The 24,646-nt window shown below is 58.8% G+C and carries 26 protein-coding genes; 8 read left to right on the forward strand and 18 right to left on the reverse strand.

Annotated features, from left to right (window positions below; genetic code table 11):
* Positions 1-103 precede the first annotated feature (103 nt).
* From ACXPVS_RS12345 to ACXPVS_RS12355, 3 genes are read left to right on the forward strand one after another with little or no spacing between them, the layout of a single operon-like run.
* Complete coding sequence (locus ACXPVS_RS12345; RefSeq protein ID WP_458510182.1) at positions 104-337, forward strand: PP0621 family protein; 234 nt, start codon at positions 104-106, stop codon at positions 335-337.
* The gene (locus tag ACXPVS_RS12350) at positions 327-1,913 is read left to right on the forward strand and encodes a sensor histidine kinase (protein WP_458510183.1); all 1,587 of its coding nucleotides are present in this window, start codon (positions 327-329) and stop codon (positions 1,911-1,913) included. The genes ACXPVS_RS12345 and ACXPVS_RS12350 overlap by 11 nt, the downstream gene beginning before the upstream one ends.
* Entirely contained in the window at positions 1,910-3,256 is a 1,347-nt protein-coding gene (locus ACXPVS_RS12355) for a sigma-54-dependent transcriptional regulator (RefSeq protein ID WP_458510184.1), read from the forward strand. Before ACXPVS_RS12350 ends, ACXPVS_RS12355 begins: the two co-directional genes overlap by 4 nt.
* A gap of 3 nt (positions 3,257-3,259) precedes the next feature.
* On the opposite strand, the gene thiO is transcribed toward ACXPVS_RS12355, so the two are convergent.
* From thiO to ACXPVS_RS12390, 7 genes are read right to left on the reverse strand one after another with little or no spacing between them, the layout of a single operon-like run.
* Positions 3,260-4,360 (reverse strand): glycine oxidase ThiO, encoded by a 1,101-nt coding sequence (gene thiO, locus ACXPVS_RS12360; RefSeq protein ID WP_458510185.1) that lies wholly within the window; start codon positions 4,358-4,360, stop codon positions 3,260-3,262.
* A gap of 54 nt (positions 4,361-4,414) precedes the next feature.
* Positions 4,415-4,810 carry a type IV pilin protein gene (locus ACXPVS_RS12365; RefSeq protein WP_458510186.1) on the reverse strand — a complete coding sequence of 132 codons (396 nt, stop codon included), beginning with the start codon at positions 4,808-4,810 and terminating at the stop codon, positions 4,415-4,417.
* 14 nt (positions 4,811-4,824) lie between these two features.
* Positions 4,825-7,881, reverse strand: coding sequence for a pilus assembly protein (locus ACXPVS_RS12370; RefSeq protein WP_458510187.1), 3,057 nt, complete (start codon positions 7,879-7,881; stop codon positions 4,825-4,827).
* Positions 7,868-8,347: a pilus assembly PilX family protein gene (locus ACXPVS_RS12375; RefSeq protein WP_458510188.1), complete on the reverse strand. Its 480-nt coding sequence runs from the start codon at positions 8,345-8,347 to the stop codon at positions 7,868-7,870. Before ACXPVS_RS12375 ends, ACXPVS_RS12370 begins: the two co-directional genes overlap by 14 nt.
* Positions 8,348-8,358: 11 nt before the next feature.
* Positions 8,359-9,072 carry a PilW family protein gene (locus tag ACXPVS_RS12380; protein ID WP_458510189.1) on the reverse strand — a complete coding sequence of 238 codons (714 nt, stop codon included), beginning with the start codon at positions 9,070-9,072 and terminating at the stop codon, positions 8,359-8,361.
* Entirely contained in the window at positions 9,069-9,518 is a 450-nt protein-coding gene (gene pilV, locus ACXPVS_RS12385) for a type IV pilus modification protein PilV (protein WP_458510190.1), read from the reverse strand. Before pilV ends, ACXPVS_RS12380 begins: the two co-directional genes overlap by 4 nt.
* Positions 9,515-9,988, reverse strand: coding sequence for a GspH/FimT family pseudopilin (locus ACXPVS_RS12390; protein ID WP_458510191.1), 474 nt, complete (start codon positions 9,986-9,988; stop codon positions 9,515-9,517). Before ACXPVS_RS12390 ends, pilV begins: the two co-directional genes overlap by 4 nt.
* 129 nt (positions 9,989-10,117) lie before the next feature.
* Between ACXPVS_RS12390 and ACXPVS_RS12395 the strand changes: the two genes are divergently transcribed.
* The gene (locus ACXPVS_RS12395) at positions 10,118-10,675 is read left to right on the forward strand and encodes a GspH/FimT family pseudopilin (protein ID WP_458510192.1); all 558 of its coding nucleotides are present in this window, start codon (positions 10,118-10,120) and stop codon (positions 10,673-10,675) included.
* Here ACXPVS_RS12395 and ispH read toward each other — a convergent pair.
* From ispH to murJ, 6 genes are all read right to left on the reverse strand, one after another.
* A complete protein-coding gene (ispH, locus tag ACXPVS_RS12400) occupies positions 10,644-11,591 on the reverse strand; it encodes a 4-hydroxy-3-methylbut-2-enyl diphosphate reductase (RefSeq protein WP_458510193.1) in 948 nt (315 codons plus the stop codon). The two genes, ACXPVS_RS12395 and ispH, sit on opposite strands and share 32 nt — an antisense overlap.
* Positions 11,592-11,657: 66 nt before the next feature.
* Positions 11,658-12,095, reverse strand: a complete 438-nt coding sequence (gene fkpB, locus ACXPVS_RS12405; protein WP_282480305.1) for an FKBP-type peptidyl-prolyl cis-trans isomerase — start codon at positions 12,093-12,095, stop codon at positions 11,658-11,660.
* Between the two features lie 7 nt (positions 12,096-12,102).
* A complete protein-coding gene (lspA, locus tag ACXPVS_RS12410) occupies positions 12,103-12,615 on the reverse strand; it encodes a signal peptidase II (RefSeq protein ID WP_458510194.1) in 513 nt (170 codons plus the stop codon).
* Positions 12,608-15,439, reverse strand: coding sequence for an isoleucine--tRNA ligase (ileS, locus tag ACXPVS_RS12415; RefSeq protein WP_458510195.1), 2,832 nt, complete (start codon positions 15,437-15,439; stop codon positions 12,608-12,610). The genes lspA and ileS overlap by 8 nt, the downstream gene beginning before the upstream one ends.
* Complete coding sequence (gene ribF, locus ACXPVS_RS12420; protein WP_458510196.1) at positions 15,440-16,390, reverse strand: bifunctional riboflavin kinase/FAD synthetase; 951 nt, start codon at positions 16,388-16,390, stop codon at positions 15,440-15,442.
* Positions 16,391-16,519: 129 nt separating this feature from the next.
* On the reverse strand, positions 16,520-18,058 hold the full coding sequence (gene murJ / locus ACXPVS_RS12425) for a murein biosynthesis integral membrane protein MurJ (protein ID WP_458510197.1): 1,539 nt from the start codon (positions 18,056-18,058) through the stop codon (positions 16,520-16,522).
* Between the two features lie 252 nt (positions 18,059-18,310).
* Here murJ and rpsT point away from each other — a divergent pair, with 252 nt between their 5' ends.
* Positions 18,311-18,589 (forward strand): 30S ribosomal protein S20, encoded by a 279-nt coding sequence (rpsT, locus tag ACXPVS_RS12430; protein ID WP_008154937.1) that lies wholly within the window; start codon positions 18,311-18,313, stop codon positions 18,587-18,589.
* A 121-nt stretch (positions 18,590-18,710) separates the two neighbouring features.
* Here rpsT and ACXPVS_RS12435 read toward each other — a convergent pair whose 3' ends face one another.
* The 5 genes from ACXPVS_RS12435 to rplU form a co-directional block, all read right to left on the reverse strand.
* Positions 18,711-19,175 (reverse strand): CreA family protein, encoded by a 465-nt coding sequence (locus ACXPVS_RS12435; RefSeq protein WP_458510198.1) that lies wholly within the window; start codon positions 19,173-19,175, stop codon positions 18,711-18,713.
* A 12-nt stretch (positions 19,176-19,187) separates the two neighbouring features.
* Positions 19,188-20,306, reverse strand: coding sequence for a glutamate 5-kinase (gene proB, locus ACXPVS_RS12440; RefSeq protein ID WP_458510300.1), 1,119 nt, complete (start codon positions 20,304-20,306; stop codon positions 19,188-19,190).
* Between the two features lie 137 nt (positions 20,307-20,443).
* Positions 20,444-21,667: an Obg family GTPase CgtA gene (gene cgtA / locus ACXPVS_RS12445; RefSeq protein ID WP_458510199.1), complete on the reverse strand. Its 1,224-nt coding sequence runs from the start codon at positions 21,665-21,667 to the stop codon at positions 20,444-20,446.
* A gap of 195 nt (positions 21,668-21,862) precedes the next feature.
* Entirely contained in the window at positions 21,863-22,138 is a 276-nt protein-coding gene (gene rpmA, locus ACXPVS_RS12450; protein ID WP_046048788.1) for a 50S ribosomal protein L27, read from the reverse strand.
* Positions 22,139-22,172: 34 nt separating this feature from the next.
* The gene (rplU, locus tag ACXPVS_RS12455; protein WP_003176051.1) at positions 22,173-22,487 is read right to left on the reverse strand and encodes a 50S ribosomal protein L21; all 315 of its coding nucleotides are present in this window, start codon (positions 22,485-22,487) and stop codon (positions 22,173-22,175) included.
* 240 nt (positions 22,488-22,727) lie between these two features.
* Between rplU and ACXPVS_RS12460 the strand changes: the two genes are divergently transcribed.
* The 3 genes from ACXPVS_RS12460 to ACXPVS_RS12470 all read left to right on the forward strand — a co-directional run bounded on the left by ACXPVS_RS12460 (position 22,728) and on the right by ACXPVS_RS12470 (position 24,636).
* Positions 22,728-23,696, forward strand: coding sequence for a polyprenyl synthetase family protein (locus ACXPVS_RS12460; RefSeq protein WP_458510200.1), 969 nt, complete (start codon positions 22,728-22,730; stop codon positions 23,694-23,696).
* 134 nt (positions 23,697-23,830) lie between these two features.
* Entirely contained in the window at positions 23,831-24,172 is a 342-nt protein-coding gene (locus tag ACXPVS_RS12465; protein WP_020798653.1) for a zinc ribbon domain-containing protein YjdM, read from the forward strand.
* A gap of 206 nt (positions 24,173-24,378) precedes the next feature.
* Positions 24,379-24,636, forward strand: coding sequence for a PA4570 family protein (locus ACXPVS_RS12470; protein ID WP_458510201.1), 258 nt, complete (start codon positions 24,379-24,381; stop codon positions 24,634-24,636).
* Positions 24,637-24,646 lie beyond the last annotated feature (10 nt).

A 24,646-nucleotide genomic window follows, 5' to 3' on the forward strand; every position in this document is an offset into this window, starting at 1 on the left:
AGGAGCCTTTCGAGGCTCCTTTTTTATGGGCTCGATTATTACTCTGTGCGCTGGTCATGTCCTTGGCTAAACTGGCTCCTCACTCGTCAAATAGCAGCTCATCATGCTTCGTTTACTGTTCTGGATCGCCCTGATTGCCGCTGCGGTATGGTTCTGGCGCAAGTTCAAGGGCCAGGCTTCTGTGCCCAAGTCCTCTGCCGAACTGGAAGCGGCCCCCATGGTCCGCTGCGTCCATTGCGGCGTACACCTGCCACGCGACCGCGCGCTGAGCCTTCAACAACAGTGGTATTGCAGCCAGGCTCATCTTGAGCAAGGCCCGGGTTCCAGTGATCGCTGAGACCTCCAGTCCCGGCAGCAAACAGGCCCAGCGACTGCTGCGCCTCTATCACCTTTACCGTTTGAGCATCGGCATCACCCTGGTGCTGTTGATCTCCAGCAATATGGACAACCAACTGCTGACGTCCGCCAATGACGACCTGCTTCGCAATGGCAGTTGGTTATACCTGGTGCTGAATATCCTGCTGGTGGTGTTCTTCGATAACACCCGACGCCCGGCGCAACTGTTCAGCCTGGCGCTGACCGACGTCCTGCTGCTGTGCGGTCTGTTCTACGCCGCCGGCGGTGTGGCCAGCGCCATCGGCAACTTACTGATCGTATCGGTAGCCATCAGCAACACCTTGTTACGAGGGCGCATCGGCCTGCTGATTGCCGCCGTTGGCGCGCTCGGCATCGTCGGGCTGAGCGCCCTCCTGAGTGTCAGCCATCCCGCCACCCCCAACGATTACCTGCAAGTCGGCACGCTCGGCGCCTTGTGTTTTGCTGCGGCATTGCTGGTGCAAGGGCTGATCCGCCGCCTGGACGTGAGCGAAACCCTCGCCGAACAACGGGCCGGCGAAGTCGTCGGCCTCGAAGCCCTCAACGCACTGATCCTGCAACGCATGCGTACCGGCATCCTGGTACTCGACGACAAGTGGCGGGTTCAACTGGCCAACCACAGCGCCTTGTGCCTGTTAGGCAGGGAAAATCTTGCAGGACAACTGATCGACGATGACTTACCCAACCTGGTCGAACGCCTGCAACTGTGGCTCAACAATCCGACGCTGCGCCCCCAGAGCTTGAAAGTCGCCAGTAGTGGTCTGGAGCTGCAACCGAGCTTCATTGCCCTGGACCAAAGCCCACACCCCCAGACCCTGGTCTTTCTCGAAGACCTCGCGCAAATCGCTCAACAAGCCCAGCAATTAAAGCTCGCCGCCCTCGGTCGCCTGACCGCCGGTATCGCCCATGAAATCCGCAATCCACTCGGCGCCGTTAGTCATGCCGCGCAGCTATTGCACGAGTCAGAGGAACTGAACCGCGCGGATCGACGTCTGACACAGATTATTCAAGACCACTCTCAGCGAATGAATCGGGTAATCGAAAACGTCCTGCAACTGTCCCGCCGCCAGCAAACCGTAGCGCAACGGCTTGATCTGAAGCCGTGGCTGGAGCAGTTCGTCAACGAAACCCGAGAGGGGGCGACCGAGCATCAGCAGATTCATCTGCGCATCGGCTCAGGAAACGTCACAACCCTGATGGACCCAGACCAACTGCACCAGATTCTCGACAATCTGTTGCGTAACGCCTGGCGCCATAGCGCCTTGAATCACGACTTGGCACAGGTCTGGTTCGAGTTGTTCGTCGACCCGGACAGCCAACTGCCAACCCTTGAGATCGTGGACGATGGCCCCGGCGTGGCACCGGAGCATCACGTGCATTTGTTCGAACCGTTCTTCACGACTAGCACCCAAGGCACCGGCCTGGGGCTTTATCTGTCCCGTGAGCTGTGCGAAAGCAACCAGGCCCGCCTAGACTTCAAACCACGCCAAGGCGGCTGCTTTCGCATCACTTTTGCTCACGGACGGAAACAAAGTTGAACATATGCCCACGGCAGAAAGTCCTGATCGTCGACGACGAACCGGATATACGCGAACTCCTGGAAATCACCCTGGGACGGATGAAACTCGACACCTTCAGTGCCCGCAACCTCAACGAAGCCCAGGCCCTGCTCTCGCGAGAGACGTTCGACTTGTGCCTCACCGACATGCGCTTGCCGGACGGCACCGGTCTTGAGCTGGTGCAACACATCCAGCAACACCAGCCAAACGTACCGGTGGCAATGATCACCGCTTATGGCAGCCTGGAAACGGCGATCAACGCCCTCAAGGCCGGTGCCTTCGACTTCCTGACCAAACCGGTGGACCTCACTCGGCTGCGTGATCTGGTCAGTAGCGCGCTTCGATTGCCAGCGCCGGGCGGTACAGGCATCGCCATCGATCGCCGGCTGCTGGGTGATTCACCGCCCATGCGCGCCTTGCGCAAACACATCGACAAACTGGCCCGCAGCCAAGCGCCGGTGTACATCAGCGGCGAATCCGGCAGCGGCAAGGAACTGGTCGCGCGATTGATACATGAGCAAGGACCGCGCGCCAGCCAACCACTTATCCCGGTCAATTGCGGGGCGATTCCGTCAGAGTTAATGGAGAGCGAATTTTTCGGTCATCGCAAAGGCAGCTTCAGCGGTGCCATCGAAGACAAACCCGGACTGTTCCAGGCTGCCCATGGCGGCACCCTGTTCCTCGACGAAGTGGCTGATTTACCGCTGGCGATGCAGGTCAAACTGCTACGGGCAATACAAGAAAAAGCCGTTCGCGGTGTCGGCGAACAGCAGGAAACCGTGGTCGATGTGCGTATCCTTTGCGCCACCCACAAAGACCTCGACGCCGAAGTCGCCGCCGAACGCTTTCGCCAGGATTTGTACTACCGGTTGAACGTGATCGAACTACGGGTGCCGCCCTTGCGCGAACGCCGTGACGACATCGAACCCCTCGCCAGCCATGTGCTCAAACGCCTGGCCATCAGCACCGGTCAACCCGCAGCAAAACTCCACCCCCAAGCGCTCGACGCGCTGAAAAGCTATCGCTTCCCCGGCAATGTGCGGGAACTGGAGAACGTGCTCGAACGGGCGCACACGCTGTGCGAGAACACACAAATTGAAGCCAGCGACCTGCGACTGGCCGAAGGCAACTGCAACCCGGAAGGCGGTGTACCGGACCTGACGCAGATCGACAACCTGGAAGACTACCTGGAAAACGTCGAACGCAACCTTATCCTCCAGGCCCTGGAAGAAACCCGCTGGAACCGCACGGCGGCGGCTCAGCGGTTGAATCTTTCATTCAGATCGATGCGCTACAGGCTCAAGAAACTGGGGCTCGATTGAGTCTCAGATCCGTCCAGTCGGTGCATATGGCGCCGGATCAATGATCGGCTCACGCCCCAGCATCACATCCGCAAACAACTGACACGACGCTGGCGCCAGCACCAAGCCATTACGGTAATGCCCGCAATTAAGCCAAAGCCCTTCGAACCCTGGCACCCGACCGATGTAGGGAATGCCTTCCGGCGAGCCCGGTCGCAACCCGGCCCAGTGCCCCACAACGTCGGCATCCGCCAGGGCAGGAATCAACTCCACCGCCGACGCCTTCAGGCTCTCCAGAGCAGATTCGGTCGGCGTCTTGTCGAAGCCTTGATGCTCCAGCGTACTGCCGATCAAAATGTGCCCGTCGCGCCGAGGAATCGCATAACGCCCCTTGGCCAGAACCATGCTCGGCAGGAAATCCGCTGCGCATTTGTAGAGAATCATCTGTCCTTTCACCGGCTCGACCGGCAGGTCCAGATCCAGGCTCTTGAGTAAATCACCGCTCCAGGCACCTGCGGTCAGAACCACTTGATCGCCATGAATCGCCCCCGCCGAGGTCTGCACCCCGACTACCGTAGCGCCTTCACGGATAAACCCGCTGACTTCACACTGCTCATGAATCGTCACGTTCGGCAGCGCCAGCAACGCAGCCTTGAGGGACTTCACCAGCCGTGGATTACGCACATTGGCCACATCGGCCATGTAGATAGCCCGGGAAAAACCGCTCCCCAACACAGGCACCGCGTCGTGAGCCGCCGAGATATCCACCGCCCGCAACGGACGGTTTTCCCGCTCGGCCCAGGCCAGCGCCTCGGCCTCGTCATCCAGGTCCAGCCAGTACAACCCGGTGGTATGCACCTCAGGATCGACACCGGTGGCTGAAAACAACCGCTCACCCAGCTGTGGATAAAAATCCTGGGACCAATGCGCCAACGCGGTGACTGCCGGGCTGTAGCGCCACGGGTAGAGCGGCGAGACGATGCCGCCGCCGGCCCAGGACGACTCCTGACCGACGCTCGAACGATCCAGCAGCACAACACTTTGCACCTCGGACGCGAGATTGAACGCTGTCAGCAGGCCAATCACCCCGCCGCCGACAATCACCACTTGCTGTTGCCTGGTCATGTTCTGATCCAACCGTTAAATAGACAGAGGGCACAAAAGGTGCCCGAAAGGAACTCAGCGACCCCAGCAATCCTTGGTCGTGGCTGTCGCATTGACCATGCTTCTGACGCCAATGTTGGTGATGGTGAAATCACCGCACTTGTCTGCCGCCATGGCCTTGCCGGCCTTGCGCACCGCCGTCAGCAGGAAAGTCTGGTCAGTCAGGGTCGGGGTGATGGTGTAGAAGTCATTACCGGCGCTCAGCCCGGTGGCATCGGTGTAGACATTACTCTTCGAATAGTAGCGTTCAAGGATCTGCGCTTGTTCAGAGAGCAGACCGGCGACTTCAGTGCGCCGGCCCTTATTCACATACTCGGCGAGGCTCGGGTAGCCAATGGTGATGACGATGCCGATGATCGCAATCACGATCATGATTTCGATCAGGGTAAAACCTCGGTTGGATCTGCGCATGCCTCTACTCTCACTTACTGTATTTGTCGCCACATGATGCGACGGCTGCCGCCGCTGCCGGACTTTTCCTTCAGCGTGGTCACGCCGCCGCTAGAGTCGCCGACGTCTTTACGGGTCGCATCATTGCTGATGGAATTCAGGGTCGGGATGCCACCGGTGAAAATCACCCCGCTGGAAACCGTGTCTTCGCTGTCGACCTCACCCTCGCCATTGGTGTCGAGCACCGCGTAGTTGAGCATCTTACCGCTGAACGCATCCAATTCGACCAATTTACCGGTACCGAAACTGGCACAAGGGTCGGTGGTGTCCACGCTGGCCGTGGTGAATACGATCCGGCCGGCCACCAGACGGGCCTGATTGATCACCCGCTCGCCGGTCAACACGTTGTTGTAAACCAATGGCAGATACCAGCCCTTCTTTGCCGGATAGGTCACGTCGTTCTGACTGGTGGTGATGAATTGCCCACTGCTGCCGGAAAACACACCGGTCACCGCCTGCGCCTGCAAACCGGACGTTGTAATTTGCCCGGAGCCACCTTCCGCATCCCACACGGCATAGAACGCCTGAAGCGCTTTGTTGGTCTTGTCGGCCGTCTCGTTGAATTTACCGGTGCCGAAAAACACTTCCGTCCCTCCCCGCGGATTGTCCGCCAGCAATGGTTGCGCGGTGATCGGCTGAGTGACGCCACCGGCGGTGGTAAACAGCGGTTTGCGGGAAAACGCCAAATCCCATGACTCAGGGGCCGTGGCGCTCAAATCAAACTTCCATAGACGCCCTTTAAGGTCGCCGCCATAGGCGGCCTGCACTACATTCTGCGAGTTGACCCTGAGCTTCACCGACGACAGACCGTTGGTAGTTTCGGCGCCGTCGACCACTATCTTCTTGATCAGCGTGCCGTCGCGTATGTCGACCACGTACAACGCGGCCACCCCGGAGTTGCTGCCATAACCATTGGAGATGAATGCGGCCCATCGACCGTCGGCCAAGCGTGCCACTTCCGGTCGTGCGTAGGCATAACCCAGATCATTGAAAACATTTGCCGTGTTTGCGAGGGCCGGCGCGCTGATCTCCCACAACGCCTTGGTTACGTTGCCGGCCGATGCGTCGAACAGTTGCAGCGCATAGAAGGTTCGCCCCCCCGCCCCTGTCCCGCCCAACGCAAGGGATTTCCAGGCGCGGTTGAGTTGGGCATCGAACACCCCCACCTGGCCGTCCACCAAAAACGTGTGGCTCTCCCCGTTTATGTAAGTGGTGTCGGCGATATAGCGCAATGACGGCAACACGCTGGACGGCATATAAGCGTATCGCCGCGTGCCGTTTGACGTGTTGATGACGTTTACAAAGCCGTCGTTGGCGTTCACCACGAGGCTGGCGTTCATGCTTGCCGCTTTGGTTGCCAGATAGGCGCTGTAAGTGGTGTCGCCTGACAGATCGGACGCGGTTTTATCCGTGGGTGATGCCAGGGCCAACGGCGAATTGATGATGTCGCCAAGCAGCACACTGCGCACTTTCAGGCCGGCCTTGTTGCGGCCCTTGCTCCACTCCACCAGATCGCTGCCGGTGATACCGATGGGCAAACTCTGGTTGAGGGATGTTTGCTGCGCAGGGGAAAAACTGGCGTAGGCCAGCGTCACGGCCGCATTGGTCAGTGTGTTCCAGGATTGATAGGTCGGCGCCGTGGCACCGGGCACGATGGCGGTATCGGTTGTCCATAACACCGAGGCGGTGTTGACCACACCAGCGGCGGTATATCCGTAGGACTTGATCGTGCCACGCCAATCCTTGGGATCGTAACGGGTCTGAAAATAACTCGAACCGCTGGCCAGAGTGGTCCCGTGGGCAACACCACTGCCGCCGGAGCCGGCCTTGGAGGTGATATCGCTCAGGGCGGACGAGAGTGCACGGTTGAGGCCTGCACTGTCGGTCACCTGATAATACTTGCCCTGCCCGTACGTCGCCGCATCCGACAACATCGGGTTCGCAGTGGCGAAACCGACGGTGTAGGTGTTCATGTTCTGCTTTGGGAAATCCGCTGCGTCCCAGCTTTTGCTCGCAGAATCGGTGCCGATCGTGCGCATGTCGATGTCGAAGGCGAACTTGGCAATGTCATCCAGGTAAAGCGTATCGCCCTCATCATCGCCACCAGGGCCGTCGTTGTTTACACCGTCCCAATTGGGCAGTCGGGTACCGCCCAGAGGATCGCCGGCCGGGAAGGTCCGGTCATAGGTGGGCGAGCCGTCGGTAATCACCACACCATAGTTTTTCTGGCAGCGGTACTGGATCGGGCTCGTGTAGATGACGGGCGTCGAGTTGTAGAACGGTGCCATGCCGCGCATGTACCGAGTGACTTCGTAATAGGTTTGCGCCAGCGGCGTGTTGGCGATCGCACTCAAGCCGTTGATCGAGGTCGTCAGGGCGCTGTAGTTGGCCTGATCCGCCAGATCGCTAATGGAACGGGCGATATAGCCACCATTGCCCGCGTTGTGGCTGTTGACCGGGTTGAACGTCGCCAGGCCAATACGCAGCCCGCGGTTACTGGTCACCAGATCGGTGGCCGCCTTGCGCGCAACGTTCATTCGGTAATCGTTGGGGATTGCACCGGTGGTGAAATCACGGTTGCTACCGTTGGCCAGCCCCACAAGGTATGAAAGGTAGTCCGCAGAATATCGGGTATTTCCGCTGCCTACAGGATCGGGCAGTTTGAGGCACTGAGGCGCGACGCTGTTGTTGTAGAACGCGTAATAACCTTTGGAGCAGCCGGACGTCGGCAAGCTTGAGAGGACGATCGTGTCACCGGTGATGTTGGAGAACCCCAGACACCGCCCCAGCAGTGCATTGCATTGCCGGGCCGGGGTTCGGTGCACTGCCGGGTCGAAGCCTGTCGCGTAGATGATGCTGTTCATGCTGCCCGAATCATCGATCAGCAACATCACGTTCGGCGCAACGGCAGCAGCGCTCAACAGCGGTGAATCCGACGGTGTGAAGGCATACGCGGGCGCGGAGAGATATAAACCCAACAACACGCCGCAAATCAGCCGCCACAGCCCGACATGCCGCTCAGTACTTCGCATAGATACTCTCCACCACACTGCGCGAGTTGCCCACGATGCCGACTGCGGTGACCCGGTACAGCGTTGTCGAGGTGTTGCTCGGCACATTCACGGCGCCCAGCGTGGTGCCGATGTTCTGCACCCCGTAAAAACCGCTGCCGGAGGCGATCCAGGTCACCCCCGAGGTGGAATTGAAGCCGGCGCCGGTGATTGTCGACGACTCGACGGGTGGCGCGCATTGGGTAGTGCCGCTGCAGACCGGCCGAGAATAGGCCTCCAGTTGCACCGCGCTTTCACCCACGCGCAACGCTGATTCGGCGCCCTGGAACGACTGATTGCGCAAGGTCACGCTGGCGGCCATTTTTTCCTGCAAGGTGGCGTTTTGCATCGATGAAAGGCCGATCAGCGTCAACAACAGAAGAAACACCAGGCTGACCAGCAGCGCCATGCCCCGCTGGGCGTAAGGGGTCACGGGAGAAATACTCATCGGCCCTCCCCTCATGGCAAGCGGTTGCGCAGAGCGGCAACCACGTTGAAGGTTTGATTGCGTACCCGGTCGTTCGGGTCGGCGAGGGTCAACGTCAGGCGAACACTACGAATGCGCGCCGGATCAGAGGGGTTGTTGCTGTAACTGGAGGCGGCCACATCAGTGGCGGAACTGGCGAGGCCGAAGCTCACGGTGAAGGCACTGACGTTGTTCACCAGCACCGCCTGAGCCGGCGTGCCGGTGCCGACCCCCATCTTCAGTTGATTGTTGCTGAAGCTGTAGATCAAGCGTCGGATCGGAAACGCCAGCTCTCCCGACCCCGGAACTCGGACACCGGTGTAGGCCGTTGCATTGTTCCGACAATCGGAAACCACTGTCCAGCTCGGTACCCCACCACTGCCGCCGACATCCGCTGTCACCAGGGTCAGTTTGAGGTTGGCGCTGTCCCAACTGATGGGCGTTGTCTGGCTGGCATTGAAGTCACCCGCCGAGCTTGAATCGGTGACCGCCCCAAGGCATCCGAACATGCCGATCATGCGGATTTCCTGAATCATCTTGCTCAGCACGAAACGCGCATCCTCCTGCATGGCGGCAGCGGTGCTCTGGCTGACATAGGTGTTCTTGGCCGCGATGAAAATCTGCGCTACGCCCAGGATCACGACCAAACTCAATGCCAGGGCGATCAGTAACTCGATCAGGCCGAAACCCCTGTTGGCCTGGTTCATGGCGTCGAAACCGGATCGACGGTGGCACGACTGGAGAGGACGAAACTGCGCCGCGAATTGGCGATGTTCGCAGCCCGCGAGTCATCCCAGGTGATAGTGATGGTGTACACCCACTGATTGAACGTAATGCTTCCGGTGGCCGTGGCGCCGCCGAAATCGACAATGTTGCGGGTGAAGTCGTAGAGGTCCTGATCCCGGACGACACTCAGATTGCCTGAGGTCGGTGACGTCACGGTGTAGTCGGCACCGGAGTTGGCGCGAATGCGGTCCATCATGTCGTAGGCGATAAAACTGGCCTGGCTGGTCATCCGCGCACTGTCCGTGTACTTCAGCGCATTAAGCTGAATCGCCGCAGCCCCCAACAGCCCCACGCTCAAAATCAACAACGCGACCAAGACTTCAATCAGCGTCATGCCGTCCTGTGCATGTGTGCTCCATCCCCTCATCCGCAACGTCCACCCAATAGAATTCGTCCGTTCAAACACACATTCAGCGTTCTGATTTGCGCTCCCCGTACGTAGCTGATTACCACCGCCGTGGACGGTGCCGACAACCCGCCAAGGTTGTTGAAATCAATGGCGGTCACTCCTGAGGTTAGCGTCAGAGTCGCCCCGCTGCTCATCGCTGGAACAACCCGCAATACATTGGCCAATTTGCCAGTACCGTCATAAACCGAGACCTCCCCGGTCCAGACGCCTCCCTCCATCATCGGGCGAAGCCGAGTGGTGAAGCCCCGGTCGATCGCCTCAAGTCGGGCGAAATTCAAACCATGTTGCAGATCGCCGATTTCGGTATCGGCCTTGGTGATTTGCACCGAACGGGTAAACGCAGGTACGGCCAGCGTGATCAGGACCAGAAACACCGCGAGCGCGCTCAGCAACTCGATCAGCGTGAAACCTTTTGTACGATGATCCATCGGTGCCTTCCGTTGCCGTCGGCTATACCTGCTTCTACACGCTAGAACATTCGACCGGCAGGGTTCGGTTGTTTGCCATTACTCGCGCAGGGATCGCGCGGGCCGCCGCACTCCAGGGAGGGAGATGACATGCATCAGCGAGGATTCAGCCTGATCGAACTGCTCATGGGACTGACAATTGTCGGGATTGTTCTGCTGTTGGTCAGTCCGGCGTTTGCCGCACTGACTGAGTCGAACCATCGCGAGCAGGTGGCACAGTCGCTTATCAGCGGTATACGCAACGCCAGAACCGTTGCCATCACACGCAACCAAAGTGTCCTGATTCACGCCATCAACGGTGACTGGGGGCAGGGCTGGCGGATCATTCTGGATATCAGTGGTCGCGGAGCGGAGGACAACAGCAATCCGCTGCTGATTGAGCGCGCGAGTAGCACTCGGGTGCCGATTGTCGGCAATTGGCCGGTCAGGCAATACATACGTTTCAACAGTATCGGCGAACCACAGATGCCCGGACGGGCCTTTCAAGCGGGGACATTGCACATTTGCGCAACTCGCGAACCGGTCACTCAGCTCCAGGTGGTGCTGGCCGCGACCGGCCGTGTCAGCCTGCGCAGCCATAAGGCTGAGCAGGCGCTGTGTCCAGGGGGTAAACGCGTTAAAGCAGGGAGCGGACGCGCAGTTCTTTAGGCATAGAGAAGGTGATGTTCTCCTCGCGACCGGCCAGTTCATCGGCGCCGGTAGCGCCCCACGCCTGCAACTGCTGGATCACGCCACGCACCAGGACTTCCGGTGCGGAGGCGCCAGCGGTGATGCCGATTCGCTCGACACCCTCGAACCAGCTCTTTTTCAGGTCTTCGGCGCCGTCGATCAGGTAGGCCGGGGTGGCCATGCGCTCGGCCAGTTCACGCAGCCGGTTGGAGTTGGAGCTGTTCGGGCTGCCGACCACCAGTACCACGTCGCACTCGTCGGCCAGTTGCTTGACCGCATCCTGACGATTTTGCGTGGCGTAGCAGATGTCGTCCTTGCGCGGGCCACCGATCGCCGGGAAGCGCGTACGCAGGGCGTCGATGACGCGACTGGTATCGTCCATGGACAAGGTGGTCTGGGTCACGAACGCCAGTTTTCCCGGGTTGCTCACCTGCAAGGCGGCGACGTCTTTCTCGTCTTCGACCAAATAGATCGCGCCACCATTGCGGCCATCGTACTGGCCCATGGTGCCTTCGACTTCCGGGTGACCGGCGTGGCCGATGAGAATACATTCACGGCCGTCGCGGCTGTAACGTGCCACTTCGATGTGTACCTTGGTCACCAGGGGACAGGTAGCGTCGAACACCTTCAGGCCACGACCGGCAGCTTCGGTGCGCACGGACTGGGAAACACCGTGGGCACTGAAGATCACGATGACGTCGTCCGGCACCTGATCCAGTTCTTCGACGAAAATCGCCCCGCGAGCACGCAGGTCTTCGACGACGAATTTGTTGTGGACCACTTCGTGGCGCACGTAGATCGGTGGCCCGAAGACTTCCAGGGCGCGATTGACGATTTCAATCGCCCGGTCCACACCGGCGCAGAAGCCACGGGGGTTGGCGAGTTTGATTTGCATGCTGTGCCTCGTGTCTTGCGCGCAGAAAGAATGCCGACCTCGCCCGACCAGAGTCGGGCGAAGTGGTTACAGCGATTTGACGTTGATGATTTCGACGTCAAAGGTCAATGTCTTGCCGGCCAACGGGTGGTTGAAGTCGATGGTCACTTGCTCGTCATCGAATACCTTCACCACGCCGGGCAACTCAGTATTGGCCGCATCGTTGAAGATCACCAGCAAGCCAGGCGACAGTTCCATGTCCTTGAACTGCGAGCGCGGGATGACCTGTACGTTCTGCGGGTTGGGTTGGCCAAAAGCGTTTTCCGGCTGAATCGTCAGCGTACGCTTGTCGCCAGCCTTGAAGCCGAACAGCGCTGCTTCGAAACCTGGCAGCAGGTTGCCATCACCGACCTTGAAGGTCGCCGGGGCTTTGTCGAAAGTGCTGTCGACGGTGTCGCCGTTCTCCAGGCGCAGTGCAAAGTGCAAAGTGACTTCTGTGTTCTGGCGGATGCGTTGCTCAGCCAATACCTGTTCAGTCATGAACGGCTTCTCCGGTTTTTTTGCTTTTGAACATATCCAGCGCAAGCATTACGGCACCGACAGTGATTGCACTGTCGGCAACGTTGAACGCCGGGAAATACCAGCGGTTCTGCCAATGCACCAGAATGAAATCGATCACATGGCCCAGGGCAATGCGGTCATACAGATTGCCCAGCGCGCCGCCCAGCACCAAGGCCAAAGCGACGGCCAGCCAGGTTTCGTTGCGCCCCAGACGCTTGAGCCATACCACCAGCACCGCACTGACCACGACCGCGATCAGGGCAAACAACCAGCGCTGCCAGCCGGAGCTGTCGGCCAGGAAGCTGAATGCCGCGCCCGTGTTATAGGCCAGGGTCCAGCTGAACAGATCGGGGATCACCACGATCTGCTGGAACATCTCGAGCTTGCCTTCGAAGTAGAACTTGCTGGCCTGGTCGATGACCAGGACCAGCAAACTCAACCAGAGCCAGCTCAGCCGTCCGAAACGGCCAGCCGCATTAGGCATAGTAACGAACCTCGCCAGCGCCGCTGATGTTGTCGACGCAACGACCGCAGATTTGCGGATGCTCCGGGTTCACGCCGACGTCTTCGCGGCAGTGCCAGCAACGGGCGCACTTGGCGTGGCTCGACTTGACCACTTGCAGTTTCAAACCGCTGACTTCGGTGACCACGGCATCGGCCGGCGCCTGAACGAACGGTGCAACGGTAGCGGTCGAGGTGATCAGTACAAAGCGCAGTTCGTTGCTCAGCTTGGCCAGGTCGGCGCTCAGCGCCTCTTCGGCAAACAGTGTCACTTCGGCCTGCAGGTTGCCACCGACGGCCTTGGCCGCGCGCTGGATTTCCATTTCTTTGTTGACCGCGACCTTCACCGCCATGATCCGATCCCAGTAGGCGCGGCCCAGTTCGACGTTGTCCGGCAATTCGGTCAGGCCTTCGTACCAGGTGTTGAGCATTACCGATTCGTTACGCTCGCCCGGCAGGTATTCCCACAGTTCGTCAGCGGTGAATGCCAGGATCGGCGCGATCCAGCGCACCAGCGCTTCGCTGATGTGGTACAGCGCGGTTTGCGCCGAACGACGGGCCTTGCTGTTGGCGCCAGTGGTGTACTGACGGTCCTTGATGATGTCGAGGTAGAAACCGCCCAGCTCCTGCACGCAGAAGTTGTGGATCTTGGAGTAGACGTTCCAGAAGCGGTATTCACCGTAGTGCTCTTGCAACTCGCGTTGCAGCAGCAGGGTGCGGTCCACGGCCCAACGGTCTAACGCCAGCATTTCTTCGGCCGGCAGGATGTCGGTGGCCGGGTTGAAGCCGGTCAGGTTGGAGAGCAGGAAGCGTGCAGTGTTACGGATACGCCGATAAGCGTCCGCACTGCGCTGCAGGATCTGCTCGGAAACCGCCATTTCACCCGAGTAATCGGTGGAAGCAACCCACAGACGCATGATGTCGGCGCCCAGCGTGTCGTTGACCTTTTGCGGCGCGATCACGTTGCCCAGGGATTTGGACATCTTGCGACCGGACTCATCGACGGTGAAGCCGTGAGTCAGCAACTCGCGGTACGGCGCGTGGTTGTCGATGGCGCAACCGGTCAGCAACGACGAGTGGAACCAGCCACGGTGTTGGTCAGAACCTTCCAGGTACAGATCGGCACGTGGACCGGTTTCGTGGCCCATCGGGTGCGAACCGCGCAGAACGTGCCAGTGCGTGGTGCCGGAATCGAACCAGACGTCCAGGGTGTCGCTGATCTTGTCGTACTGTGGCGCTTCGTCACCGAGCAGCTCGGCGGCGTCCATCTTGAACCAGGCTTCGATGCCTTCGACTTCGACGCGCTGGGCGACTTCTTCCATCAATTCGGCAGTACGTGGGTGCAGTTCGCCGCTTTCCTTGTTCAGGAAAAACGGGATCGGCACGCCCCAGTTACGCTGGCGGGAGATGCACCAGTCCGGACGGTTGGCGATCATCGAGTGCAGGCGCGCCTGGCCCCAGGTCGGAACGAACTTGGTCTCTTCGATGGCTTTGATCGCCCGCTTGCGCAGGGTGTCGCCGGTCACAGGTTCTTTGTCCATGCCGATGAACCATTGCGCAGTGGCGCGGTAGATCAGCGGGGTCTTGTGACGCCAGCAGTGCATGTAGCTGTGTTCGATGATGCTGGTGTGCAGCAGCGCACCCACTTCGGTCAACTTGTCGACGATGGCCGGGTTGGCCTTCCAGATGAACTGGCCGCCGAAGAACTCCAGCGACGTTGCGTAAACGCCGTTGCTCTGTACCGGGTTGAGGATGTCGTCGTTGACCATGCCGTACTTCTTGCAGGTCACGAAGTCGTCCACGCCATAGGCCGGAGAGGAGTGAACCACGCCAGTGCCAGCGCCCAGTTCGACGTACTCGGCCAGGTAAACCGGCGACAGACGGTCGTAGAACGGGTGACGGAAGTTGATCAGTTCCAGTTCTTTACCGGTGGTGGTCGCAATGACCGAACCTTCCAGGCTGTAACGGACCAGGCACGACTCGACCAGCTCTTCAGCCAGCACCAGCAGTTTGTCGCCAACATCGACCAGGGCGTAGTTGAATTCCGGGTGAACGTTCAACGCCTGGTTGGCCGGGATGGTCCACGGGGTGGTGGTCCAGATCACGATCGAGGCGGGTTTGCCCAGCGACGGCAGACCGAAAGCGGCAGCCAGCTTGGCTTCGTCGGCAATCGGGAACGCCACGTCGATGGTCGAGGATTTTTTGTTCTCGTACTCGACTTCTGCTTCAGCCAAAGCCGAACCGCAGTCAAAGCACCAGTTCACAGGCTTCAGGCCCTTGAACACGAAACCGCCCTTGACGATTTCAGCCAAGGCACGGATTTCACCGGCCTCGTTTTTGAAATCCATGGTCTTGTACGGGTTGGCAAAATCGCCCAACACGCCCAGACGGATGAATTCGGATTTCTGGCCTTCGATCTGCTCGGTGGCGTAGGCACGGCACAGTTCGCGGGTCTTGTCCGCGCCCAGGTTTTTACCATGGGTCACTTCGACTTTGTGCTCGATCGGCAGACCATGGCAGTCCCAGCCCGGAATATAAGGCGCGTCGAAACCCGACAGGGTTTTCGAGCGGATGATCATGTCCTTGAGAATTTTGTTCAACGCATGACCGATATGAATCGTGCCGTTGGCGTACGGCGGACCATCGTGAAGTACGAACTTCGGACGGTCCTTGCCAATCTCGCGCAACTTACCGTACAGGCCAATGCTGTCCCAGCGCTGCAGAATCTGCGGTTCGCGCTGAGGCAGGCCGGCCTTCATTGGGAAGGCGGTGTCCGGAAGGTTTAGCGTGGCTTTATAGTCGGTCATTTAAGGCTCTTCATTAGCGATTGGCGCTAGGTGCGACAGGGCACGGGCGGCGGCAACATCCGCATTGATCGCCGTCTTAAGCGCCTCCAGAGAGGCGAAACGCTGCTCTTCACGCAGCTTGTGGTGGAAAACCACCGTCAAACGCCGGTCATACAGATCGCCGGCAAAATCTAAAAGATGCACTTCGAGATGGGCTTTGCCATCCCCTTGGACCGTTGGCCGCACGCCGATATTGGCGACGCCTGGCCAGGTCTTGCCATCAATGTCGACGTTGACCAGGTAAACCCCGGTCAGCGGCACGCGACGACGCTTGAGTTGTATGTTGGCCGTGGGCGTACCCAGTTGGCGCGCCAGCTTCTGCCCATGCAGGACCCGCCCGGCAATCCGGAACGGACGACCGAGCAGTCGCTCGGCCAGGGTAAAATCGGCAGCGGCCAGGGCATTGCGGACCTGGGTGCTGCTGACGCGAATACCGTCCAGCTCGACGGTTTGCGCCGCTTCGACGGTAAAGCCTTGCAGGGCGCCGGCCTGTTGCAGGAAATCGAAATCCCCTACCCGGTCGCAGCCGAAACGGAAATCGTCACCGACCTCAAGATGTTGTACACCGAGGCCGTCCACCAAAATGGTGTCGACGAATTCGGCGGCGCTGAGCTTGCTCAAGCGCTGGTTGAAGGCCAGGCAAAGGACCCGGTCGACACCTTCCTCGGCCAGCAGCTGCAGTTTGTCCCGCAGCCGGGCCAGACGGGCCGGCGCCGTGTCCGGCGCGAAGAACTCTCGCGGCTGGGGCTCAAAAATCACCACGCAGCTGGGCACGCCCAACTCGAGCGCACGCTCACGGAGCCTCGCCAGGATAGCCTGGTGGCCACGGTGAACACCGTCAAAGTTGCCAATAGTGGCGACACAGCCCCGATGCTGGGGGCGCAGGTTGTGGAGGCCTCGAACCAGCTGCATAACGCGCTTCTTGCTCATAAAGTGGTCGATTATAACCACACCCGGCGGCCGACGACAGGCAACACCGTAACCCAAAGTGATCGAGCCGACAAAACCGCCGATTCGCCCGTGTTTATCGAGGCCATGACCTCAGCTCAGCGCTTTGCGATTGAAGTCTCGCAAACGGAAGCCCATCAACAGCAACATGCCGAAATAAGCCACCACGCCGGCAACAACCAATGCGCCCAAACGCAGGAATCGCTCCAGCATATGCCCCTGATCCCAGGCTGGCATGAAATGCATTCCGACCAGTAACACAGCAGACATCACCAACACTGCAATCACTAGTTTGAAGCCGAACTTCGCCCAACCCGGTTGCGGCTCGTACATCTGCTGCTTGCGCAACTGATAGAACAGCAGGCTGGCGTTGATGCACGCACCGATACTGATGGCCAGCGCCAGACCGGCGTGGGCCAGCGGGCCGATCAACACCAGGTTGAGCAACTGGGTAACGATCAGGGTAAAAATCGCGACTTTTACCGGCGTGCGAATGTTTTGTTGCGCATAAAAGCCCGGCGCCAACACTTTTATCACGATAATCCCGAGCAAACCGACCGAATAAGCGATCAGCGCCCGCTGGGTCATGGAGGCGTCAAACGCGCTGAACTGGCCGTACTGGAATAAAGAAACCGTCAGCGGCTCGGCGAGAATCCCCAGCGCCAGGGAGCACGGCAACACCAGCATGAAGCACAAGCGCAGACCCCAATCGAGGATTCGCGAGTATTCCTGGCGATCCTTGCTGGCGTAGGTCTTGGCCAGGGTCGGCAGAAGAATCGTGCCCAGTGCCACGCCCAGCACACCGGACGGTAATTCCATCAAACGATCCGCGTAGTACATCCACGACACGGAACCGGCGACCAGGAACGAGGCGAAAATGGTGTTGATGATCAGCGAAATCTGGCTCACGGAGACGCCGAGAATCGCCGGCAGCATTTTTTTCATGACCCGCCAGACGCCGCTGTCACGCAGATTCAGTCGTGGCAACACCAGCAGGCCGATCTTTTTCAAGTGCGGCAGCTGATAGAGCAATTGCGCCAGACCACCCACCAGTACTGCCCAGCCCAGCGCCATGACCGGCGGATCGAAGTATGGCGTCAGGAACACCGAAAAGATGATCATGCTGACGTTGAGCAGGGTCGGCACGAAGGCCGGCACCGAGAAGCGGTTATACGTGTTGAGGATCGCCCCGGCCAATGAAGACAGGGAGATCAGCAATATATAAGGAAACGTCACCCGCAACAGACTGGCCGTCAGCTCGAATTTTTCCGGCGTATCGGCGAAACCCGGCGCGGTGGCCCAGATAACCCACGGCGCCGCGACCATGCCCAGCGCGGTAACCAACGCCAGTACCAGCGTCAGCAAGCCCGCGACGTAGGCAATGAAGGTTCGCGTCGCCTCCTCGCCCTTCTGGTTTTTATATTCAGCAAGAATCGGCACGAACGCTTGGGAAAATGCCCCTTCAGCGAAGATCCGCCGCAGCAGATTGGGCAATTTGAAGGCGATAAAGAAGGCGTCAGTCGCCATCCCGGCGCCAAATGTGCGCGCAATGAGAGTGTCACGAACGAACCCCAAAATCCGGGAAAGCATCGTGATAGAGCTGACGGCGGCCAACGATTTGAGCAGATTCATTGAAAGAGTTTGTGCCTGTCGATAAACAGCAGGCGAACAACGCGCCTACTTATGCGATACTCCGCGCCGCAGCAGCACAGAGCCAAAGCTCGCGAGTTTACAGGTCAAGCGCCGGAAATAAATATCCCGCCTCTTTATACCTACCACTTAGCGGAACGTCTCAACCGCCCTTGACAAGACATCAACTCATCGGCATGATTCGCGGCCTATTTTGTTTGCTATTTCCTAAAAAGTCTTTCGAGGAGCTCGACGGTGGCCAACACACCTTCCGCCAAAAAACGTGCAAAACAGGCTGAGAAGCGTCGCAGCCACAACGCCAGCCTGCGTTCCATGGTTCGTACCTACATCAAGAATGTAGTTAAAGCCATCGACGCAAAAGACGCTGAAAAAGCTCAAGCTGCTTACGTTCTGGCCGTGCCAGTTATCGACCGTATGGCCGATAAAGGCATCATCCACAAGAACAAGGCTGCTCGTCATAAGAGCCGCCTGAACGGTCACGTCAAGGCTCTGAACCTTGCTGTTGCCGCATAAGCGATAAGCTTGTTAAAAAACCGACCTCAGGGTCGGTTTTTTATTGCCTGCGATTTAGTAAATCCGACGCAAAAAAAATGGGAAGGGGCTGCCCCTTCCCCTACTTTTGATCTTCTTTGGATTACTGAGCCTGCGCCCACGGCAAAATCGGAATCGCCGTCACCGCATTCTGCGGACTGCCTTCGATCACACGATCGCTATAGACCAGGTACACCAGCGTATTGCGCTTCTTGTCGAGGAAGCGCACCACCTGCATGGTCTTGAACACCAGCGACGTGCGCTCCTTGAACACCTCGTCACCCTCCTTCAACTCGCCTTTGAAGCGGATCGGCCCAACCTGACGACAAGCGATAGAAGCCTCCGCGCGATCTTCAGCCAATCCCAAACCACCCTTCACGCCACCCGTCTTGGCTCGCGACAGGTAGCAAGTCACACCCTCAACCTTTGGATCATCAAACGCTTCGACGACGATGCGGTCGTTTGGGCCAACAAACTTGAACACCGTCGACACCTGACCAATCTCCTCGGCCGAGGCCAGCAGCGGCATCGCCAACAGCACACCCAACAATCCTTTTGCCATGCGCATTCAAGTACTCCCTCAGACCAGGATCAGGTTATCGCGATGAACCAGTTCCGGCTCCGCCATGTAACCCAACAGACCGACAATCGCCTCAGACGACTGACCGATGATTTTTTGTGCTTCCAGCGCACTGTAGTTGGCCAGGCCCCGGGCGATTTCACGACCGTCGGGCGCCACGCAAACCACCATCTCGCCACGACGAAAGCTGCCCTGGACCAGCTTGACGCCCACCGGCAGCAAACTTTTGTTGCCGTGGGACAGCGCCGTCACCGCACCAGCATCCAGCACGAGCGTACCGCGGGTTTGCAGATGCCCGGCCAGCCATTGCTTGCGCGCTGCCAACATGCCGCGCTCAGGTGACAACAAGGTGCCGATGCGCTCGCCCGCCTTGAGGCGATCCAGCACGCGCTCAATACGCCCACCAACGATGATGGTATGCGCACCGGAACGAGCCGCCAGCCGCGCAGCACGCAATTTGGTCTGCATGCCGCCACGACCCAGCGCACCCCCCGTACTGCCCGCCACCGCATCTAGCGCCGGATCATCGGCGCGCGCTTCGTAAATCAGGTTGGCATCAGGGTTGTTACGCGGATCGGCGTCGAACATGCCATCGCGATCCGTAAGGATCACCAACAGATCAGCCTCGACCAGGTTGGCCACCAGCGCCGCAAGCGTGTCGTTGTCGCCGAAACGAATTTCATCAGTGACCACAGTGTCGTTTTCGTTGATCACCGGAATAACTTTCAGCTCAACCAACGCGCGCAAGGTGCTGCGGGCATTCAGGTAGCGTTTGCGGTCGGACAAGTCGTCGTGGGTCAGGAGAATCTGCGCGGTATGCCGGCCATGCTCGGCAAAGCTCGACTCCCAGGCCTGCACCAACCCCATCTGACCGATGGCGGCGGCAGCCTGCAACTCGTGCATCGCACTGGGTCGCACGGTCCAGCCCAAGCGGCTCATGCCGGCCGCCACCGCCCCGGAAGACACCAACACCAGTTCGACGCCAGCCTTATGCAAAGCCACCATCTGCTCGACCCAAACACTCATTGCCACGCGATCCAGGCCCTTGCCGTCCGCCGTCAGCAAAGCGCTGCCGATCTTCACGACCCAACGCCGCGCACCTGTCACCTTGCTCCGCATCATCTTCAACCTTAGCTTGAGGACAGCGCGACCTGGCACTGCCCGTGACGTTAATCGTGGCTATTCGTGACCAACGATCGATTTCCAGATACCAAAACGCCGCTCGATTGAGCGGCGCTTAAGTTTACTGCAACGAATCAGTCACGCACGTAAATGATTTCCGGACCGTCTTCATCATCCACATCGTCTTCGTCCCAATCATCGTCGCCGATGTCGTGGACCGACTTCACGCCGCTACGGCGCAGTGCACGCTGGTCATCCAGGGCCTGCAACTGAGCACGGGCTTCGTCTTCGATGTGCTGATCGAGCTCGGCCAACTCTTCTTTGTACACCGGGTCGTTAGCCAAGCGATCAGCTCGGTCTTCCATGTAACGCATGATGTCGTGGCAAAGACGCTCGGTGCCCAGCTTGGAGATGGCCGAGATCACGTAGACCGGACCGGTCCATTCCAGGCGATCAACGATTTCCTTGACGCGATCGTCGTGCTCTTCTTCGAGGATTTGGTCGCACTTATTCAGCACCAACCAGCGATCACGCTCGGCCAGGGACGGGCTGAACTTGGTCAGCTCGCTGACGATCACTTCCGCCGCATCCGGAGCGCTGGCGTCATCGAGCGGCGCCATGTCCACGAGGTGCAGCAGCAGACGCGTACGCGACAAGTGCTTGAGGAAGCGAATCCCCAGGCCCGCACCATCGGAAGCACCTTCGATCAGGCCCGGAATATCCGCAACCACGAAGCTTTTCCAGCGATCGACACTGACCACACCCAGGTTCGGCACCAGCGTGGTGAACGGGTAGTCGGCGACTTTCGGCTTGGCGGCCGACACCGAACGAATGAAGGTACTTTTGCCAGCGTTCGGCAAACCCAGCAGACCGACGTCAGCCAACACCTTCATTTCCAGCTTCAGATCACGCGCCTCACCCGGCTTACCCGGAGTAGTCTGACGCGGAGCACGGTTGGTACTGGATTTGAAACGGGTGTTACCCAGACCGTGCCAGCCGCCGTGAGCCACCAGCAGTTTCTGGCCAGCCTTGGTCAGGTCGCCGATGACTTCCTGAGTAGCGGAGTCGATAACGGTCGTGCCGACCGGAACATGCAACACCAACTCCTCACCTTTCTTGCCGGTGCAGTCAGTGCTGCCGCCGTTGGAACCACGCTCGGCATCAAAGTGCCGGGTGTAACGGTAGTCCACCAGGGTGTTAAGGTTTTCGTCGGCGATCATGTAGACCGAGCCGCCATCACCACCATCACCGCCGTTCGGACCACCGTTTTCAATGAATTTTTCGCGACGGAAGCTCATGCAACCGTTGCCGCCGTCACCGGCCTTTACTCGAATCGATACTTCATCAACAAACTTCATAACAAAACGCCTCTCGTCATACGGACGAGCCGAAAAACACTAAGACATAAGACTCTTGCAAAAATGAGCGCAGTGACCTCAAGCAACGACCGAAAATCCAGCTGCTTTCGCCCATCACAAACAGCTTTGCAAGAGACTCACCCCACAAACGAAAAAGCCCCGTCGCGAGACAGGGCTTTTCCAGCAACTACGTAATTATGCCGCGACGACTGCAGTCTTCGGGACAATGCTCACGTAACGGCGATTGAAAGCGCCTTTTACTTCAAACTTGATCACGCCGTCGATTTTAGCGAACAGAGTGTGATCTTTACCCATGCCAACACCGTAACCGGCGTGGAATTGGGTGCCGCGCTGACGCACGATGATGTTGCCCGGAATGATAACCTGGCCGCCATACATCTTCACGCCAAGGCGTTTGGCTTCTGAGTCGCGACCGTTACGGGTACTACCACCAGCTTTTTTGTGTGCCATGAGTCAATTCTCCTAGTGAGGAATTAGGCTGAAATTAAGCCTGAATACCGGTGATTTTGATCTCGGTGTACCACTGGCGGTGGCCCATACGCTTCATGTGGTGCTTACGACGACGGAACTTGATGATGCGGACTTTATCGTGACGACCTTGGGAGATCACTTCAGCCACAACGGTAGCGCCAGCAACAACTGGAGCACCGATGTTCACGTCATCGCCATTGGCGACCAACAGAACGCGATCAAAAGTCACGGATTCGCCGGTAGCGATTTCCAGTTTTTCGATCTTCAGGTATTCACCTGGGGCGACCTTGTATTGCTTGCCACCAGTAACAATTACTGCGTACGACATGGTATTTCTCCGATAATCCTGCTCACCCAGCTCTTTATAAGAAGAGGTATTGGCTGGCATGGCTGCATAAGGCTGGAAGGCCTGTTTGCAATTGCGTAAGGCAGGTGCTGCCCAGGAAGTTCAGGGTGCGCGATTGTACGCAAGCTGCCGGGGCGATGCAAGAGGCCGTCCATCGTACCTTGACACCCGCCGACGTGGGTCCTAGCATGCCGCGCAACCCTTCTGGAGCAACAGTCGCTGATGCAACCCCAAGCTTTCTACCGCGCGGTGGCGGACGATTTTAGCGCCGTCGACGGCATCATCAAGAAGCAGCTGACTTCCCGAGTGCCGCTGGTATCGAAAATCGGCGATTACATTACCTCGGCTGGCGGTAAACGCCTGCGCCCTCTATTAGTGTTGCTGTGTGGCAAGGCGCTGGGTCGCGAAGGCGATGACCTGCGCCTGCTGGCCGCGACCATCGAGTTTCTGCACACCGCGACTCTGCTGCATGACGACGTGGTCGACATGTCTGGCATGCGCCGTGGCCGCTCGACCGCCAACGCCATGTGGGGCAACGCCCCTAGCGTGCTGGTGGGCGACTTCCTGTATTCGCGGTCCTTCGAAATGATGGTCGAACTGGGCTCCATGCCGGTGATGAAAATCCTTTCGCAAGCCACGCGTATCATCGCCGAAGGCGAAGTGTTGCAGCTGTCCAAGGTTCGTGACGCCAGCACCACCGAAGAAACCTACATGGAAGTCATTCGCGGCAAGACCGCGATGCTCTTCGAAGCGTCGACCCACAGTGCTGCAGCGCTCTGCGAAGCGACACCGGAACAGTCAGAAGCCCTGCGGACATTCGGCGATCATCTGGGCGTGGCGTTCCAATTGGTCGACGACCTGCTGGACTACAAAGGCGACGCCGAAACCTTGGGCAAGAACGTCGGTGACGATCTGGCTGAAGGCAAACCGACCCTGCCGCTGATCTACACCATGCGCGAAGGCACGCCGGAACAGGCTGCACTGGTGCGCAAGGCGATCCAGAAAGGTGGCATCGAAGACCTGGAAAGCATCCGCGAAGCCGTGGAAGCCTCTGGCTCGCTGGATTACACCGCGCAACTGGCCCGCGACTATGTCGCCCGCGCGATCAAGTGCCTCGACGCGCTGCCTGCCAGCGAATACCGCGATGCACTGGTCGAATTGAGCGAATTTGCGGTCGCCCGTACGCACTGATTTTCACAGCAAGATCAAAAGATCGCAGACTGCGGCAGCGCCTACGGGGCTGCGATCTTTCGCTGCCACCCCTCCTGCGCCTAAAACCCTATATAATGTGCGCTTTTTAGCGATCCTGAATCCAAGGAGCTTTAGTGAGCACGTTGCCACCCTGCCCAAAATGCAATTCCGAATACACCTACGAAGACGGCGCCCAGTTGATCTGCCCTGAGTGCGCCCACGAGTGGTCCGCCAGCGGCGAAGCCGAAGCAGTGTCCGATGACGCAGTGAAGAAGGATTCGGTCGGCAATGTCCTGCAGGACGGCGACACCATCACCGTGATCAAGGACCTCAAGGTCAAGGGCACGTCGTTGGTGGTCAAAGTCGGCACCAAGGTCAAGAACATCCGCCTGTGCGATGGTGATCACGACATCGACTGCAAGATCGACGGCATCGGCCCGATGAAGCTCAAATCCGAGTTCGTCAGAAAAGTCTGAACATGCTGTATTCCATCCCGCGTCCTGCGTGGGATGGTGTCTCACCCTCCCCCGTTTCGCCCAGCAATCCCTCGCAATAGCCAAACGCCATCCGTTTTGACCTTACGCAACCTTTACCCTTAAAAAAACACAATCCGCCAATAGGTCCTTGCTATCTCACGAATAAGAATTATTCTCATCGAAACCAATCAATGGAGATGAGACCCATGACTTATTTGATCGATGCCTGGCTGGACCGCCCACACCCTTACCTCAGGATCCTGCATCGGGAAACCGGGGAAGTCTGTGCGGTGCTTGAGGAAGAAGCCTTGAACGAACTGCAGGATCAGGGTGATCTGGACGTCAACGGCTTGAACTCTACCGAGCCGGTGGTGCTCAAGGAACTGGTGCGCAATCTGTTTCTGTTCTGCTATGCCCGGGCATTGCGCCCGACAAGCGAACTGCATCACAAAATCGAGGTATGAGAAACCCTGT

The organism is Pseudomonas sp. Ma2-10 (genome assembly GCF_054330215.1).

Excerpts from the sequence above, each read along its gene's own strand:
- ACXPVS_RS12345 (WP_458510182.1), top strand. The coding sequence starts at position 104 with ATGCTTCGTTTACTGTTCTGGATCGCCCTGATTGCCGCTGCGGTATGG.
- thiO (WP_458510185.1), bottom strand. The coding sequence starts at position 4,360 with ATGACCAGGCAACAGCAAGTGGTGATTGTCGGCGGCGGGGTGATTGGC.
- ACXPVS_RS12365 (WP_458510186.1), bottom strand. The coding sequence starts at position 4,810 with ATGCGCAGATCCAACCGAGGTTTTACCCTGATCGAAATCATGATCGTG.
- ACXPVS_RS12370 (WP_458510187.1), bottom strand. The coding sequence starts at position 7,881 with ATGCGAAGTACTGAGCGGCATGTCGGGCTGTGGCGGCTGATTTGCGGC.
- ACXPVS_RS12375 (WP_458510188.1), bottom strand. The coding sequence starts at position 8,347 with ATGAGTATTTCTCCCGTGACCCCTTACGCCCAGCGGGGCATGGCGCTG.
- ACXPVS_RS12380 (WP_458510189.1), bottom strand. The coding sequence starts at position 9,072 with ATGAACCAGGCCAACAGGGGTTTCGGCCTGATCGAGTTACTGATCGCC.
- pilV (WP_458510190.1), bottom strand. The coding sequence starts at position 9,518 with ATGAGGGGATGGAGCACACATGCACAGGACGGCATGACGCTGATTGAA.
- ACXPVS_RS12390 (WP_458510191.1), bottom strand. The coding sequence starts at position 9,988 with ATGGATCATCGTACAAAAGGTTTCACGCTGATCGAGTTGCTGAGCGCG.
- ACXPVS_RS12395 (WP_458510192.1), top strand. The coding sequence starts at position 10,118 with ATGCATCAGCGAGGATTCAGCCTGATCGAACTGCTCATGGGACTGACA.
- ispH (WP_458510193.1), bottom strand. The coding sequence starts at position 11,591 with ATGCAAATCAAACTCGCCAACCCCCGTGGCTTCTGCGCCGGTGTGGAC.
- lspA (WP_458510194.1), bottom strand. The coding sequence starts at position 12,615 with ATGCCTAATGCGGCTGGCCGTTTCGGACGGCTGAGCTGGCTCTGGTTG.
- ileS (WP_458510195.1), bottom strand. The coding sequence starts at position 15,439 with ATGACCGACTATAAAGCCACGCTAAACCTTCCGGACACCGCCTTCCCA.
- ribF (WP_458510196.1), bottom strand. The coding sequence starts at position 16,390 with ATGCAGCTGGTTCGAGGCCTCCACAACCTGCGCCCCCAGCATCGGGGC.
- murJ (WP_458510197.1), bottom strand. The coding sequence starts at position 18,058 with ATGAATCTGCTCAAATCGTTGGCCGCCGTCAGCTCTATCACGATGCTT.
- ACXPVS_RS12435 (WP_458510198.1), bottom strand. The coding sequence starts at position 19,175 with ATGCGCATGGCAAAAGGATTGTTGGGTGTGCTGTTGGCGATGCCGCTG.
- proB (WP_458510300.1), bottom strand. The coding sequence starts at position 20,306 with ATGCGGAGCAAGGTGACAGGTGCGCGGCGTTGGGTCGTGAAGATCGGC.
- cgtA (WP_458510199.1), bottom strand. The coding sequence starts at position 21,667 with ATGAAGTTTGTTGATGAAGTATCGATTCGAGTAAAGGCCGGTGACGGC.
- rpmA (WP_046048788.1), bottom strand. The coding sequence starts at position 22,138 with ATGGCACACAAAAAAGCTGGTGGTAGTACCCGTAACGGTCGCGACTCA.
- rplU (WP_003176051.1), bottom strand. The coding sequence starts at position 22,487 with ATGTCGTACGCAGTAATTGTTACTGGTGGCAAGCAATACAAGGTCGCC.
- ACXPVS_RS12460 (WP_458510200.1), top strand. The coding sequence starts at position 22,728 with ATGCAACCCCAAGCTTTCTACCGCGCGGTGGCGGACGATTTTAGCGCC.
- ACXPVS_RS12470 (WP_458510201.1), top strand. The coding sequence starts at position 24,379 with ATGACTTATTTGATCGATGCCTGGCTGGACCGCCCACACCCTTACCTC.